The sequence below is a fragment of the Halosimplex salinum genome, assembly GCF_003730195.1.
GTDB lineage: Archaea > Halobacteriota > Halobacteria > Halobacteriales > Haloarculaceae > Halosimplex > Halosimplex salinum.
In genome coordinates this window covers 597,220-611,896 of the sequence record NZ_QWGG01000001.1, presented here as the reverse complement: position 1 = coordinate 611,896, position 14,677 = coordinate 597,220, and the positions used below count along the sequence as shown (strand labels likewise).

15 protein-coding genes and 1 tRNA gene are annotated in these 14,677 nt (G+C 66.2%); 7 read left to right on the top strand and 9 right to left on the bottom strand.

Annotated features, from left to right (window positions below):
- The first annotated feature begins 440 nt into the window (after positions 1–440).
- From D1409_RS25135 to D1409_RS03035, 4 genes are all read left to right on the top strand, one after another.
- Entirely contained in the window at positions 441–725 is a 285-nt protein-coding gene (locus D1409_RS25135; RefSeq protein WP_206424957.1) for a hypothetical protein, read from the top strand.
- A complete protein-coding gene (locus D1409_RS03045) occupies positions 725–1,381 on the top strand; it encodes a glycoside hydrolase family 43 protein (protein ID WP_206424956.1) in 657 nt (218 codons plus the stop codon). Before D1409_RS25135 ends, D1409_RS03045 begins: the two co-directional genes overlap by 1 nt.
- A 131-nt stretch (positions 1,382–1,512) precedes the next feature.
- On the top strand, positions 1,513–1,944 hold the full coding sequence (locus D1409_RS03040; RefSeq protein WP_123533894.1) for a DUF5807 family protein: 432 nt from the start codon (positions 1,513–1,515) through the stop codon (positions 1,942–1,944).
- A gap of 16 nt (positions 1,945–1,960) precedes the next feature.
- Positions 1,961–3,085: a phosphotransferase family protein gene (locus tag D1409_RS03035; RefSeq protein WP_123533892.1), complete on the top strand. Its 1,125-nt coding sequence runs from the start codon at positions 1,961–1,963 to the stop codon at positions 3,083–3,085.
- 37 nt (positions 3,086–3,122) lie between these two features.
- Here the strand turns inward: D1409_RS03035 and D1409_RS03030 are convergent, their stop codons facing one another.
- On the bottom strand, positions 3,123–4,217 hold the full coding sequence (locus D1409_RS03030) for a DHH family phosphoesterase (RefSeq protein ID WP_123533890.1): 1,095 nt from the start codon (positions 4,215–4,217) through the stop codon (positions 3,123–3,125).
- An 85-nt stretch (positions 4,218–4,302) separates the two neighbouring features.
- Positions 4,303–4,749 carry a universal stress protein gene (locus tag D1409_RS03025; protein ID WP_123533888.1) on the bottom strand — a complete coding sequence of 149 codons (447 nt, stop codon included), beginning with the start codon at positions 4,747–4,749 and terminating at the stop codon, positions 4,303–4,305.
- A gap of 244 nt (positions 4,750–4,993) precedes the next feature.
- On the opposite strand from D1409_RS03025, the gene D1409_RS03020 reads away from it, so the two are divergent.
- Positions 4,994–5,431 carry a universal stress protein gene (locus tag D1409_RS03020; protein WP_123533886.1) on the top strand — a complete coding sequence of 146 codons (438 nt, stop codon included), beginning with the start codon at positions 4,994–4,996 and terminating at the stop codon, positions 5,429–5,431.
- Here the strand turns inward: D1409_RS03020 and D1409_RS03015 are convergent.
- The 4 genes from D1409_RS03015 to D1409_RS03000 all read right to left on the bottom strand — a co-directional run bounded on the left by D1409_RS03015 (position 5,428) and on the right by D1409_RS03000 (position 8,974).
- Positions 5,428–5,958 carry a GNAT family N-acetyltransferase gene (locus D1409_RS03015; RefSeq protein ID WP_123533885.1) on the bottom strand — a complete coding sequence of 177 codons (531 nt, stop codon included), beginning with the start codon at positions 5,956–5,958 and terminating at the stop codon, positions 5,428–5,430. The two genes, D1409_RS03020 and D1409_RS03015, sit on opposite strands and share 4 nt — an antisense overlap.
- The gene (locus D1409_RS03010; protein WP_123533883.1) at positions 5,955–6,320 is read right to left on the bottom strand and encodes a universal stress protein; all 366 of its coding nucleotides are present in this window, start codon (positions 6,318–6,320) and stop codon (positions 5,955–5,957) included. The genes D1409_RS03015 and D1409_RS03010 overlap by 4 nt, the downstream gene beginning before the upstream one ends.
- 117 nt (positions 6,321–6,437) lie before the next feature.
- Positions 6,438–8,360, bottom strand: a complete 1,923-nt coding sequence (locus tag D1409_RS03005; protein ID WP_123533881.1) for an ABC transporter ATP-binding protein — start codon at positions 8,358–8,360, stop codon at positions 6,438–6,440.
- A 98-nt stretch (positions 8,361–8,458) separates the two neighbouring features.
- A complete protein-coding gene (locus tag D1409_RS03000; protein WP_123533879.1) occupies positions 8,459–8,974 on the bottom strand; it encodes a DUF192 domain-containing protein in 516 nt (171 codons plus the stop codon).
- Positions 8,975–9,062: 88 nt separating this feature from the next.
- On the opposite strand from D1409_RS03000, the gene D1409_RS02995 reads away from it, so the two are divergent.
- Positions 9,063–9,136, top strand: a tRNA-Val gene (locus tag D1409_RS02995).
- 257 nt (positions 9,137–9,393) lie between these two features.
- Here the strand turns inward: D1409_RS02995 and D1409_RS02990 are convergent.
- The 3 genes from D1409_RS02990 to D1409_RS02980 form a co-directional block, all read right to left on the bottom strand.
- Positions 9,394–11,184: an alkaline phosphatase D family protein gene (locus tag D1409_RS02990; protein ID WP_164471547.1), complete on the bottom strand. Its 1,791-nt coding sequence runs from the start codon at positions 11,182–11,184 to the stop codon at positions 9,394–9,396.
- 214 nt (positions 11,185–11,398) lie between these two features.
- Positions 11,399–11,830, bottom strand: a complete 432-nt coding sequence (locus D1409_RS02985) for a VanZ family protein (protein WP_123533875.1) — start codon at positions 11,828–11,830, stop codon at positions 11,399–11,401.
- 54 nt (positions 11,831–11,884) lie between these two features.
- Positions 11,885–13,327: a hypothetical protein gene (locus tag D1409_RS02980; protein WP_164471546.1), complete on the bottom strand. Its 1,443-nt coding sequence runs from the start codon at positions 13,325–13,327 to the stop codon at positions 11,885–11,887.
- 374 nt (positions 13,328–13,701) lie between these two features.
- Between D1409_RS02980 and D1409_RS02970 the strand changes: the two genes are divergently transcribed.
- Entirely contained in the window at positions 13,702–14,544 is an 843-nt protein-coding gene (locus tag D1409_RS02970; RefSeq protein ID WP_123533869.1) for an aldo/keto reductase, read from the top strand.
- Positions 14,545–14,677: the final 133 nt, after the last annotated feature.

The window sequence follows — 14,677 nt, the reverse complement described above, 5'->3', positions numbered from 1 at the left end:
CACGGGGGGGCCTGCCGATCCGGTCTCGCAGTCCGCCGCTCGCGGGCCACGAAATCATCTCGCACACGGGGTGGCCCCCACTGACGCCCCCGGCATCGGACGGTTTAGACCCGTGACCCGTCGACAAATTCATCTCGCACACGGGGTGCCGTGTCCGTGTCTCCGAATTCGCTCCGGCCGTCGATGCGCGGGTGGACTCTACAGGTGGCCCGACCCCGCGACGATTCCGCGGTGGCGGGATTCGCTCCTGCATCGGTCGCCCCGATTACATTTCGCACACGGGGTGTCTTCCCACGGGAGCCGCTGTCACCGACAGGTCGCTCCAGCCTCGGCAAATTCATTTCGCACACGGGGTCTCGATGCCGCCGCCTCGGTTCGGGCGCCCGGTAGTCGATCGAACGGAAACGGATACGCCCCCACCCGTCAACAACGGGGTAGAGATGCCGTACTTGTTCGTTCACTTCAGGGAGACGCGGACGCCGGACGGTGAGCAGGTGTACTTCGGGATCAGTCGGGACGGCTTCCACTGGGAGGCGGTAAACGGCGGCGACCCGGTCCTCTGGAGTTACGAGGGCGACAAGGGAGTGAGAGACTGTACGATCACCAGAACGGAGGACGGGAGATTCGTGATACTGGGGACCGACCTCAGCCTCGCGTACGGGATGCCAATCAGTACCAGGGTTCGTGGGAGGAGATCAATCGCAACGGGAGCGACTCGCTCGTGATGTGGGAGTCCGAGACCCTGACCGACTGGTCCGACCAGCGGATGGTCCAGTTCGAAGACGGGCAGTTCGGCTGTCTCTGGGCGCCGGACATCACCTACGACGGCGAGACCGACGAGTACGTCGTCCACTGGTCGTCTTCACACCGTCGCGACGGCTTCGAGGACAAAGCGATCTACTACGCGACGACCGACTCCTTCGAGACGTTCTCCGACCCGGAACTCCTGTACCGGAAAGCGGATAGCGGCGTCATCGACTCCGCCATGTACGAGGAAGACGGCGCCTACTACTGCTTCCTGAAGAGCGACGCGAACCCGACCGGAATCATCTTGCTGCGGAGCGACCGGCCGACCGGGCCGTTCACCCGGGTGTCGGCGTTCGATCGGACAATGAAGGGGCTGGAGGGCGGGCGGTACGAAGCGCCGACCGCCGTGCGACTCGACGACGGGCGGTGGTGCCTGTTCCTGGACTACTTCGGCGGCAGCCCGGAGACGCAGGGCTACGTCCCGTTCGTGGCGGACTCGCTGGAGGACGAGTTCGTGCGCGCCGACGCCGAGTTCGAGTTCCCGTACGGATTCAAACACGGCACGGTCCTCCCGATCACGGCCGAAGAGTACGACCGCTTGGAGGCGTACGAGAAGGAGCCGTCCGAGCGGTAGGTCAGGGTTCGATCACGGCGTGAAGCGCCCCGCCCGTGTACCGAGCGGTCGCGCCGCGGCGCGAGGACGTCCCCAGAACCCGAGCGTATGCGAACGCGTTCTTTTTCACCCGTGGCCGACTCTCTCCGGGCATGAGCGACCGCGAGGAGTTCCTGGCCGGCGACCGGCCGGAAGACGTGTTCATGTACTTCGCAGACGACGCGGTGTCGGGCATCGACGCGCTGGCCGGCCACGGCGAGCGCGTGGACGGCGGTGTCGTCCTCGTCGTCGAGGGCGACAGCGGCCGCAGCGCCTTCCAGCGCGCCACCGACACCGACCCGATGGCCTTCGCCAAGCAGGCGATGGCGAACGACGGGAGCGTCGACGCCGACTGCACCGGTGGCGTCTGTCCCGACACGGACGAGACCGAGGGGCCCCACGACGCCCGCTTCGTCTTCGCCTTCGCCGAGGAACAGAACGAAGAGGTGGAGGGGCTCTACGCCGAGGGCGACGTGATACACGCGTACGTCCAGTGCACCTGCGGCACGCCCTACTCGGAGAAGTGGCTCGCCGGCGAGCGGTGAGAGCGGCCGACCGCGCATGAGTTATCCGAGTTTCGGGCCCGCGGACCCGCTCTCTCGCGAGGAACTCGCGGCGACCGTCACGTCAGTCCGCCCGGACTGGCGTCTCGTGGACGCCGAACCCGTCGCCGAAGCGAGCGACATCGTCTACCGCGTCACCGTCGCGACCGGCGACGGGGGCAGCGAGCACTCGGCGCCCGAACGCGAGGCCGTCCTGAAGTGTTTCCGCACCGCCGAGGCGCTCTCCTTTCGCACCCACGAGCGCTTTCTCGTCGAAGTCGATCTGCTCGAACTCGTCGGGCGAGAGACCGACTTGCCAGTCCCGCGAGTGTACGGCGTCCGCGAGTCTCACGAGGAACTCCCGGCGCCCGCGTTCCTGATGGAGCGGATGCCGGGCGAATCAGCCGTGTCCGTCCCCATCGGTGAGGATGCCGAACCGTCCGCCGACCGATTCCTCCGCGAGTCGGGCCGCGCCCTCGCGCAGATCCACGACCTGCGAACGTTCGACTCGTTCGGCGACCTCGTGGCGAATCCAGATGCCCCCAGAGGTGACGACGACGGCGCCACGGTAGCGGACAGGATCGCGGTCGTGGACGGGCGCGACTCGTGGGCCGACCGCCTCCGCGACATCGTCACGGCCGCACTCGCCGACCTCGACGAGCGCTTCGCCGACCTCGAATCGCCCCTGCGTGAGTACACCGACGAGCGGTTCGACGCGCTCGAACTCGAGGCCGAACCGGCGCTCCTCCACGGCGACTACCGACCGGGGAACGTGCTCGCCGACCCGGAATCGGGCGAGCTGACGGCTGTCCTCGACTGGGGCGCCGCACAGGCGGGTGATCCGCGCTACGAACTCGCCTGGGTGACTCGCGAGTTCTCGAAGCAAGCGCCGCCGGACTCACCCGTCCGCCGGCGCGTCCGCGAGACGCTCCTCGACGCTTACGAGTCCGAACGCAGCGCGGCATCGGACGGTGAAGCCGTCTTCGACCACGGTGCGGCCTTCGAACGGCGCCAGCGGTTCTATCTCGCTGTCACGTGGATCGCCGAACTCGGATCGTTCGATCTCTGGTGGGCCGGCGCGGACGAGTCCGTCCGCGCCGCGCGGACTCAGCGACTGCGCGAAAACGTGAAATCGCTGTTCTGAGAGGGCGGAGCCGTCGTTTCGAGACCGTCTCGTCGACCTATCGGTCGGTGTCGACGCCTTCCTCGGCCTCTTCCGGGGGAAGCGCGCGGAACGCGTCGAGGATCGCCTGTTTCGCGACGGCGCCGCGGGTCGTCCAGTGGTGGGCGTAGTCGAGCATGTCGTCGTAGATGTGGGGCTTGCAGCCCGCGGCGCGCGGGTGGCCGCCGCCGCTGACCTGCTCGGCGACCTCGTGGGCGCGCTCGAAGCCCTCGGAGCCGCGGATCGAGGCGCTCCCGGCCGGTTTGACGATGACGGAGGCGTCGGCGCCCTGCTGGCGGAGCGCCTCGGCGACCTCGTTCTGGGAACAGCGGCCGTAGGTGACGCCGACGGTCCAGTCGCCGACCTCGCGCAGTTCCGCGCGCTCGACGGCCTTCTCGATGAGGGCCTCCTTCTCCACGCGCTCCTCTTCGAGGAACTCCTCGACGGCTTCGGGGAAGTCGACGCCGTAGCGGCGGATCACCCGGACGTACTCCTCGGGGTCGGCCCACATCGCGTAGTCGGCGAGGTCGTCGCTGCGCTCGTCGTCTTTGATCCAGAGGTCGTGGTCGCGGGTGACGCGCGCCAGCCGGGCGAACTTCTCGGGGAAGTCGTAGTCGAGTTGCGCGAGCGCCACGTCGGTCGTGCAGACCTCGTCGGAGTCGCCGACTGTCAGGTCGACGCCGGCTGCCTCCACAGCGGCCGCGACGTCGTCGTCCCACTGGTGGTGGTCGAACCAGCGGACGGTCGTCCGGTCCGCGAGCGCGTCGAGCCCCTCGACGTCGTCGACGCTGTCCGGGGCGAGATCACAGACGAACACGGTCGCGCCGTCGGGGGCGTACTCGACGGCCCACTCGATGCTCTGGCGGAGCTCGTGCGGGCCGGAGGGAACCATGGCGGCGTCGTCGCCGTACACTTCGCGGACGAGGGCGACACAGCCCAGTCCGTCCGCGTCGGTGTCGGCGACGACGATCGTCTCGGCGCCCGACAGCGCCTCGACCGCCTCGCTCTCTTTTTTCGTCTCGCGCAGCGAATCCGGGTAGAAGAACCCCTCGCCCGGCAGGACCGACTTCCGTTCGAGCGGGAGTCGGTCGCCGTCGATGATCCAGTCGTCCATACGGTCGAGAACGGTCGCGGGGCAATGAAGCCCCCGGTTGGCCGGGTCTGACGCGATCGGCTGAGAGAGTCCGACCGTCCCGCGGTCAGGCGAGCGACTCGGCCTCGGCGTCGTCGAGCTGTCGGACGGTAAGCACGGGGCGGTCACACCGGCGGACGACGGCGTCGGCGACGCTCCCGAGGACGAACCCGTGGTCGCCGTGACGGCCGCGCGTCCCGAGCGCGACGGCGTCGGCGTCGACTTCCTCCGCGTACTGGGGGATCTCCTTGCCGGGTCGGCCGTTGCGGACGGCCGTCGTGACCGAGCGGTCGGAGCGGTCGCGGACGTCGTCCAGCGCCTCCTGGGCGGCAGCTTCGAGCGCGTCGACCAGTTCCTTGCGAAGTTCGTCGGGCGAGGCCGCCACGTCTCCGCGGTCCACGACGTACAGCGCGTGGACGTCGGCGTCGAACTTGTCGGCGAAGTCCAGCGCCACGTCGACGGCGCGCGAGGCGCTCTCGGAGCCGTCGGTCGCGATGACCACCGTGTCGAACATAGTCGAGCTATCCCGGGCCAGGGTCATAAACCACGCGAGATGCGAGGCCGAGCGAAGCGACCCGCGAGTCGGGAGGCGCGAGCGACGCGAGCGCCTCCGAAAGGGTGAGCGGTGACCGGAGGGAACCGCGAACCGTGCGAGGGCGAGCGAAGCGTCTCGAACGCGAGCGGCCCGTACGCGGGGCGAGGGCCACGTCGGACGAACCTCGGTGTCTTTTTGCCGTCGCCCGACGGACGTGGTGACTATGAGTCTGGACATCGAGCAGGTCCTCGTTCCGGTCGACGACACGGAGCAGGCCGAGGCGGCCATCCGCTACGGGCTCGCGGTCGCCGACCGGTACGACGCCGCGGTCCACGTCTTGCACGTGATCGACGAGCCGGTCAAACGGGGGATCGAGAGCGGGGACGTCGACGCGGAGACGGTGGCCGAGGAACAGGTGTCGTTCGTCGACGAGACGAACGAACTCGCCGACGGCGTGTCGGTGACCCACTCGACGGTCGTCGGCTTCTCGCGCTCGCGGCTCCGCCAGCACCCCGGCAGCGCCATCCTCGACGTCGCCGAGGAGCTCCCCGTCGATTTCATCGTCGTCCCGCGCGAACGCGGTACCGAACCGGACGAAGCGCTGGGCAAGTCGGCGCAGTACGTCGTCGAATACGCGAGCCAGCCGGTCCTCTCGGTTTAATCGCCCAGCCGGATCGCCATCTCGAGTTCGAAGCTCTCCGCGTTGCTCGTCTCGAAGCCGAGCTTCTCGTACAGCGCGATGGCAGACTCGTTCCAGCGCTCGACGGTGAGCCAGACGTGCTCGATGCCCGCTTCTTTCCCGTACCCCAGTAGCGCCTCGAGGAGTCTCGTCCCGATGCCCGCGCTCTGGTAGTCGTCGAGGACGAACACAGCCAGTTCGAACGCCTCCTCGCGGTCGGGGACGAGGATCGCGTGGCCGACCGGGGTTCCGTCGTGGACGGCGAGGACGTTGACCGACTCCTCGGTGAGGAGCTCGTCGAGCCACTCACGGATGGCCTCTTCTTTGACCGGCGGGATCCCCTGTGCGCGGTCGGCCGGGTCGAAGCGGTCGTACATCTCGACGAGTTCCTCGAAGTCGTCGATCCCGCTGCGTTCGATTCGGATCTCGCGGCCCTCGCCGTCGGTGAACGACAGCGGCGGGTCCGGGAACGAGTCGACGGGCTCGTCGGGATAGGTGCGTCCTGTCATCTGACGAGTGTCACCGTCGTGTCGGCGTTCAACAGCACGAACTCGGCGACCTCGCCGAGTTCGATCTTTCCCATCGGACTGCGCTGGCCGCCCCCGATGACGATTCGGTCGAACCCCTCGCGCTCGGCCAGCTGCGAGAGCTGGCTCCCGGGGTGACCCGAGAGCGTGTGTATCTCGGTCTCGACGCCCGCTTCGTCGAGTCGCTCGCGCACCTTCGCCTCTACCTCGTCGACGTCGTAGTCTTCGGAGGTGTCGAGGACGGCGACAGTGAGGTCGTCACCGGCCTGGCGGGCGCGGTCCAGCGTCTCCTCCAGCGCGTCGAATCCGTCGGGGCTTCCGCCCATGCCCAGGAGGACTTTCATGCCCGAGGGTCCCACGGCCGGACGCAAAAAGCTTCCCGCCTGAGTCGGCGTGGAGACGTGCTACCCGCCCGCACGGGGATCGAAGACGACCGCGACCGTTCGCAGACCGCTACCGCGTCAGTCGTCGTCCGACGCCTCGGTCTGGGCGCGCCGGCGCGCCGCCCGTTCGATGAACTCCTCGGGGAGTTCGTCGATCTCGCCGGCCTGGACCGCCCAGAGCTTCGCGTAGAGGCCGTCTTCGGCGATGAGTTCGTCGTGGCTCCCGCGCTCGACGATCTTCCCGTCCTCGAGGACGACGATCTTGTCCGCGTCTCTGATGGTCGAGAGGCGATGCGCGATGGCGAAGGTCGTCCGGTCGGCCGTCAGCTTGTCCAGCGACCGCTGGATGAGCATCTCCGTCTCCGTGTCCACGTCCGAGGTCGCCTCGTCGAGGACCAGGATGTCCGGGTCTTTCAGGATAGCCCGCGCGAGGGCGATACGCTGGCGCTGTCCCCCCGAAAGCTTCACGCCGCGCTCGCCGACCTTCGTGTCGTACCCCTCCGGGAGGTTCTGGATGAACTGATGGGCTTCGGCCATCTTCGCGGCCTCGACGATCGACTCCCGGTCGGCGTCGAAGGTGCCGTACTCGATGTTCTCCTCGACCGTCCCGTAGAAGAGGAACGTCTCCTGACTGACGTACCCGAGCGCCTGCCGGAGGCTCGGGATCGTCGCCTCGCGCAGGTCCGTCCCGTCGATCCGGATCGCACCCTCGTCGACGTCGTACATCCGGAGCAGGAGCTTCATCACCGTCGACTTGCCGGCGCCGGTCGGCCCGACGAGCGCGACGGTGTCCCCGCCGTCCACGTCGAACGTGATGTCCTGGACGATGTTCTCGCTGTCGTCGTAGCCGAAGGAGACGTCGTCGAACTCGACGTGACCCTCGTCGACGACGAGCGGGTCCGCGTCCGGTTCCTCGCGGATGCGACTCGGCGTGTCCATCAGCCCGAAGATGCGCTCGCTGGACGCGTGGGCCCGCTGGTACATGTTGATGATCTGCCCGAACTGCGCCATCGGCCAGATGAACCGCTGAGTCAGCAGGATGAAGAGGACGAACTCCCCGGCCTGCAGTTCACCCGAGAGCGGGCCCAGTGGCTCGCCGATCACCCAGAGTCCGCCGATCACGAACGTGACGACGAAGCCGATGCCCGAGAGGAGTCGCAGGCCCGGGAAGAACTTGATCCGCGTGTCGATGGCGTCCCAGTTGGCGTCGAAGTACTCCTCGCTCACGTCGTCGACGCGCTCGGACTCGAACCCCTCGGTGTTGGCCGCCTTGATCACCTGGATGCCGCCGAGGTTGTTCTCCAGCCGGGAGTTGAGCTGGCCCACCGACGACCGAACGTCGGCGTACTTCGGCTGGATGATGTCGATGAACTTCTTCGTGAACAGCGCGATGAGCGGCACCACGCCCAGCGCCACCAGCGCCAGTTGCCAGTTGGTGTACAGGAGGATGCCGGCGATCGCGATCACCATGATCGACAGCCGGAAGAAGGAGTTCATGCCGTCGTTGAGGAACCGCTCCAACCGGTTCACGTCGTTCGAGAGGATAGACATCAGCTCGCCGGTCTGCTTGTCGGCGAAGAATTCCATGTTCAGCCGCTGCATCTTGTCGTACGTGTCGGTCCTGACGTCGTGCTGGATAGACTGCGCGAACGAGTTCCAGCCCCAGTTGCGCGTCCAGTGGAACGCGGCGCCGACGAGGAAGGCGGCGGCGATGATCGCGACCGTCAGCCACAGCTGGGCGGCGGTGTCGGTCGGCAGCCACGCGTCGGGGACCAACCACAGGCTATACTCCGTGTTGTCGAGGAAGATGGCGTCCACCGCGAGGCTCAACAGGAGCGGTGGGATCAGGTCGAGCACCCTCGCGGCGATACTGCTTATCAGCCCGACCACGAACTCGAAGGCGTTGTCGCGGCCGTACTCGGCAAACAGCCGGCGCATCGGGTCGTCCACGCGCTCGCGGACGTCCTCGAAGACCTCTTCCTCGTCGAGGTCTACACTCATCGACTACCTTGACGGCGTGGACCCGCAAAAGAGCGTCGAAGCCCTGTGATTCCTTCTCATTTCGAAAGCCGTGCCGCCGCCGAGGGCCCGAACACCGGTCACCCGCTCACGTTGCGTGCCGCCGGCGGCACGGCGATCCGGTCGCCCTCCTCGACGCCCGTCTCGTTCGCCCAGCCGCGGGGAACCTCCAGTACCCACTTGCCACGACCCCGGTAGGTCCGCTCGTAGCTGCCCTCCGGCACGCCCGCGTGATGGATCGTCGTGATTCGCTCGTCCGCGTCGACGAAGACGATGTCCAGCGGGAACGCCATATCTCGCATGACGTAGCCGTGACTCCCCTCCGACTCGTGGACGAACAGCATCCCCGCCCCCGTCGATAGCTCGGAGGTGTTGCTCAGTCCCAGGTATCGTTTGGGCTGCGTGTCGGCGACGCGGACCTCGACCGTCGCGAGTTCCGTCCCGTTGTCGTCGTAGGCGGTGACAGTGACTCGCTCGTACCCGTCCGGGTTCGGCTCGTCGATCTGATAGAGGAGCCCGGACTGGGAGACGTAGACGCCCCCGACCAGCAGAAGGAGGAAGACTGCGAACCCCCAGACGATGCGGCTGTCGACCATACCGGTGGGAGGAGCGGGGTCGGCGTAAGCCTGGGGGTTCGACCGAGAGAGAAAGGGTTATTCCGGGGCAGGCGGAACCGTCAGGCGAGGGTTCGTGGTCTAGTTGGTTATGACGCGGCCTTTACAAGGCCGAGATCGGTGGTTCAACTCCGCCCGAACCCACTTCTGACGGCGACTGCGACGAACGAAGTGAGGAGCCAGCGCCGTCTGTGTGGCTCCGGCGGAGTTGAACCCTGGAAGGCGCGCGCAGCGTAGCGAGCACGTCTTCCTCTGGTTCACACTCCGCCCGAACCCATCCACGTTCTCGCTGCGCTGACTCACGAGCGTCGCACGTTGGCAGCGGTCCGGGATAGTTGGAACCGTTCTAACATGTATAAATAGAAGTAGACTCGTGGGAAGGAGTGATGACGGACGTCTCTCTACCGAGCACTCCCGGGTTCAGAGATCTCTCCATGCCGTTCTCGAATCGTGTACTCGTCTGCAGGAAGGTAGATCCGATACGCGGGTTTGCACTCGGCCGTCGGCGAATCGACCGTCTTGTCCACCCAGTACACGTCCCACGTACAAGCTTCGCGCGAGAACTCGACGACGGAGTATCCCCACTCGGCACCGTCGGCGAGCGTGAAGTGAGGCGCCAGTCCGGCGTCCGCGAGCCGTTCTGCCGCCCCCGATGCCGAGCCACGTCCGAGGATCTGTGAGAGCATCCAGCGGCCCGACCGTTCGATCCAGTCACTGAGGCTCTGTATCGCGTTGCGAATCGCACTCCTGTTCGTTGCGCTCGGCGAGAGACGCGCAGCAACTCTCTCGGCGAACGCCTCGGCTTTTTCGAGGGGGTTCACGCTCGTCACGCTCGGCGTCATGAACTCGACACCGACTGGCGTCTCGCCGTTCCGCTCGTTTCGGAGGCGGGTCGCGAGGGTCATGTGCATATCACCGGTGAGGACGACGACGTTCGTGCCGCCCCGTCGTCGAACCTCGGTGAGGACCTCGATGATCGCCCGCCGTTCGGACTCGAACCCGCTCCAGGCGTCCTTCCAGAATATCAACCCCTTGGCGAGGAGATACAGTGGCTTGAACAGGACCGCGTTCGCCCAGACGGTCCACACCGTCTCGCTCTCGCGGAGTTCACTGCAGAGCCACCGACGTTGAGTCGTTCCCAGCATGGTCCGGGGCGAGTCGGGTCTGGTCCAGAGATTGAACAGTATTGCGGGCCAGGACCGCGGTCGACTCCTGTAGAGCCGTTCGTCCGTCAACAGGAGCGTCACGAGGTCGCCGAACCGGAGGCTCCGATACAGTTCGAACGAGTCGTGGATGTGGTCCGCAGTCGGGTCGTACCCGATGCGCGCGGGGATGAACTCCCACCACGCCTGAATCCCCGCCCGGGTGAGATACCGCGTGAACTCCGGGACGTCTCCGCACGGGTGATCGGGAAACACCGGTGCATCGGTCTCGTAGTCCCAGTAGCGGTCGTTGGCGATGGCGTGGTCGTCCCACGTCTGGAGGGCGGTGTGACGTTCGTGGAGCCGTCGAAGATGCGGATCCACCTTGTACGTCTCGTAAATCTCCCGGAAGTCGTCGAGACTCATCGGCCGCGTTCCGCCGTCCGGGAGGTCGATGCGCCGGTCCGCGTACCGGCCCTCGCCATCCGTCGGTTCTCCGTCGGTGACTTCTTCGTAGATGTAGTCCCCGAGGTGCAGGACGAAGTCGACGTCCGTCTCCGCGAGACGGGTCATCGCGCCGAAGTAGCCGTTGTGATAGTTTTGACAGTTCAACACCCCGAACCGGAGCGATTCCGGGGAGGAGTTCACGGCCGGGAGCGTCCGACATCGCCCGGTGTTGCTTCGCACACCGCGATACGTGAACCGATAGTAGTAGACCGAGTCGGGATCCAAGAGCCCCTGGAGGTCGACGCGAATTGTGTAGTTGTCCGGGGGTTTCACGCCGGGTCCCGAGAACTCGAACCCCGTGGCGTCCTCGTCGAACGACCGGTCGCTCGAGACCTCGAGATACAACGATTTCGACGGATCGTACCGGTCGGGATCGATACGCGTCCAGAGGATGATCCCGTTCGGGGTGGGTCCACCGCTCGCGACGGACTGTGGAAACGTCTGAACGGTTCGAGGGGCCGGGCCGTCGCCCACGTCGATCGGCGTCTCGACGGTCGGGAGGTCCGTGGCAACGACCGGCTGACGGATCGTGACGGTGGACATGTCGTTTTTGTATCGTTCAGTCACGCTCGCCCGGGCGCGTTGTTCGATGGACGTACAGTCGGAGAGCGACGGTAGTATCAACGGCACCGAAGACGATGTGTGTTGACCTTTCTCCCACAAGCAGTACTCCATAGTCCGTCCAGCTCGGTCCGCAGACGGCAGCCCGGCCGCAGACGATAGTCCGGGCGTTCCGGGCGGACGTTCCGGGGGGCGTTTACGCCTCGTCGCCGAAGAGACCGAACCCGTCCACTCGCTCGCGAAGCACGAACAGCGGCACCACGAACAGAGTCCCGAGCGCGTTCGCGTACGCGTCACCGACGGAGAAGTAGCGCCTCGGGATCAGCGACTGCCAGAACTCGATGCCGATGCCGTAGACGATGGTGACCCCGAGAACGAACAGAGCGACGAGCCGCACCGACCGGTCCCAGTCGAGCGTCGCGTACCACAGACTCCCGGCAAGCGCCCCGTAGGCGAGGAAGTGGCGCCACTTGTCCAGCGGTATCAGGTCCGGCGGGCCGAGCTTCGGGACGACCGCCTCTGGCGGCGGTGTGGTGACGATAGACGTGTAGAAGATGAAGCCCGCAACCAGTGCGACAGCTGCCCAGCGAACTGCGCGCGGGAGCAGCGGAATCCGAACCGTTCTCATCTACAGGACTCGGATAGCGCGTCCACCCTGAAACTACCGACTCCGAACGAGGACCTACACCTGGTGGAGCTTCGCTTCGGCGCCCTGGTACTCCTCGGGGCAGTCGCCGATACCCCAGCCTTCGCCGGTCGTCTCGACGAAGGAGTACTTCCGGCCGTCGAGTTCCCAGTACCAGCCCTCGGGGTCTTCCTGATAGATGCCACAGGCCATGTGCCCCGGTGGCTGGATGAGTATCATGTCGTAGCCGAACGGGTCGGCCTGGAGGATGGACGCGAGCATGATCGAGGTGTCCTCGCAGTCGCCCTCCGCTTCCGTGATCGTCTCGACGACGAACTTCGTGTAGTCGTCGAAGCCCTTGCTCACGTCGTCGGTGACGTAGGGGAGTCGCTGGACGAAGTCGATCACGAAGTCGACTTTCTCCCGCGACTCGGTGAAGCCGATGTCCTCCGCGTCGGAGTCGAGGATGCTCGCCAGCTCGCCCCCGATCCCCTCGGTCAGTTCGTAGTCGACGTACTCCGGCCGGGAGCGCCCTCGCGAGCGGTCGATGGCTTCGACGTACGCCGCCTTCCAGATGATCAGGCTGGAGGTCCACTCGGTCCCGTTCGTCCGGCCCGAGACTTCCAGATCGTACGCGCCCTCGATCAGGTTGCGTTCGAAGGCGTCGCCGGAGTCGGCGTCGAGTCTGTCGGGATGAGGCGCCCGGAGCATGCCCCGGTCGGGATCGCGCAACTCGAACGGGTCGGTCGACATGAGATACGCCCACTCGTCGTCGTCGATCTCCTCGTCGGGTCTGTCCGGGATCACGAACGCCGATATCTCGAGTCGCGTCTCCGTCGGGAGCGCAGAGCGGTCGAGCGAGACGGACACGTTCGTCCCGTCGTCGTCGAGTGTGAAGGCGGAACTGGTGTTCTGGGCCACGGTCCCGTTCCGGGGGAACTCCGAGACGGCGACCCGCACCGCGGCCTCGGAGTACTCCACGTCGAGGTCCGACTCGTACACTTCCACGGAGACCCCGTCGACGCCGTACTCCGTGATCGACGTGACGCCGTCCCAGTAGTCGTCGGTCACCGCGAACGAATAGGTCGGTTCCGAGTCCGGGGGCGTCTGCGTCGGTGTGGGTGAAGGGGTCGGCGTCGGTGACGCCGTGGGAGTTGGGGTCGGACTCGGGGTCGGCGTAGCCGTCGGAGACGAGGTGGGTGTCGGCGTCGGTGACGCCGCATCGGCGGTCTCGGCCGCCGTGCTCCCGTCCGAACCGCTCTTACCGTCGGATTCCCGTGTCGCCGTCACCTTCGGCCGCGCCGTCCCGTCGGTGAGGTCGGACTTCTCCTGTACCGAGGCGTCGTTCGGAGCGTAGTCCTCGCTGTCGATGACTCCGTCACCGTCGCTGTCCTGGATCGAGTCGTCGTCGGAATCCTCGAGCGACGAGCACCCGGCGATGCCGGCCGAGACCGCCGAGAGGCCGAGTAGCGCTTCGCGACGAGAGAACCGTTCGTCCATACCACACAGAGAGACCGATCATGACCTATAATTGCTGTGATACAGTCATATCCCGGAGACGACTGCGACGGTCCTTCCCCAGCGCGTTCGACCGGGAGGGATGTACATGGAGACGATGAGTTAGGAGTACTACGGGTATACGACGGAGGAACTGAAGATGGTCGCCGGGACGGCGGTCGCGCTCACGCTCGCACCGCTCGCGATGTTGCCGGTGGACGGATGGGGTATCGACCGGTTCGCCTCTTCGCGCTCGGGTGGGGCGCGCTCGCGACACTGGTCGGCTGGCGCTCCACCGACAGGAGAAACCGGCGAAACCGCCGGAGACCAGTAATTTCAACCGGGTTCCCGACGAACGGGGAGGCGGTGACAGTTCTATGACGGACGTACCGACGCAGACGCTGCCGAGTGGCGACGAACTCCCACAGCTGGGGTACGGCACCTGGAACATCGAGGGCGAGACGGTCAAAGACGGCGTCCGGGCCGCTCTCGATGCCGGCTACACGCACGTCGACACCGCAGAAGGGTACAAGAACGAGTCCGAGATCGGCGAAGCGCTCGCCGACTACGACCGCGACGACGTGTTCCTCACGTCGAAGGTCCTCGCCAAGAACCTCAACTACGACTCGCTGATCGAGTCGTGTCGCGACTCTCTCGACCGCCTGGGGACGGACTACCTCGACCTGTATCTGATCCACTGGCCCAACCCCGCGATCTCGCTGCGGGAATCGCTGAACGCGATGGCGACGCTCCACGACGAGGGGCTCGTGAAGAACGTCGGCGTCTCGAACTTCAGCGCCTACCAGCTGAGTTGCGCCCAGCACGTCTCCGACGTGCCCATCGCCGTCAACCAGATCGAGTTCCACCCGTGGTTCCAGCGGCCCGACCTCGTGGAGTACTGCCGCGAGACCGACACCGTGATCGAGGCCGCCGCGCCGCTGGCCCGCACCGAAGTGTTCGAGGACGACGTCGTCCAGGAGCTCGCGACGGAGTACGACAAACACCCCGCTCAGATCGTCCTCAAGTGGGCGATCGAACGCGACGTCGTCGTGCTCCCGAAGTCCTCCTCGCCAGACCACGTCCGCTCCAACGCCGACCTGTTCGACTGGTCGCTGTCCGACGAAGACCTCGCCGCACTGGACGACCGCGACCGCGACTACCCCGTGTACGACACCCCGGCCCGCGACTGGTCCAGCGACGTCTACGGCATCGAACAGTAGCACCGACACGCCGATTACCCGTTTTCAATTTTTCCGCCACCCCTTCCCGATCACCGCCGTATCTGGCGATCATTATAGATCATTGCAGTACACATTTGGCTTCGATAACCAAACATACACAGCAGTATCCCGG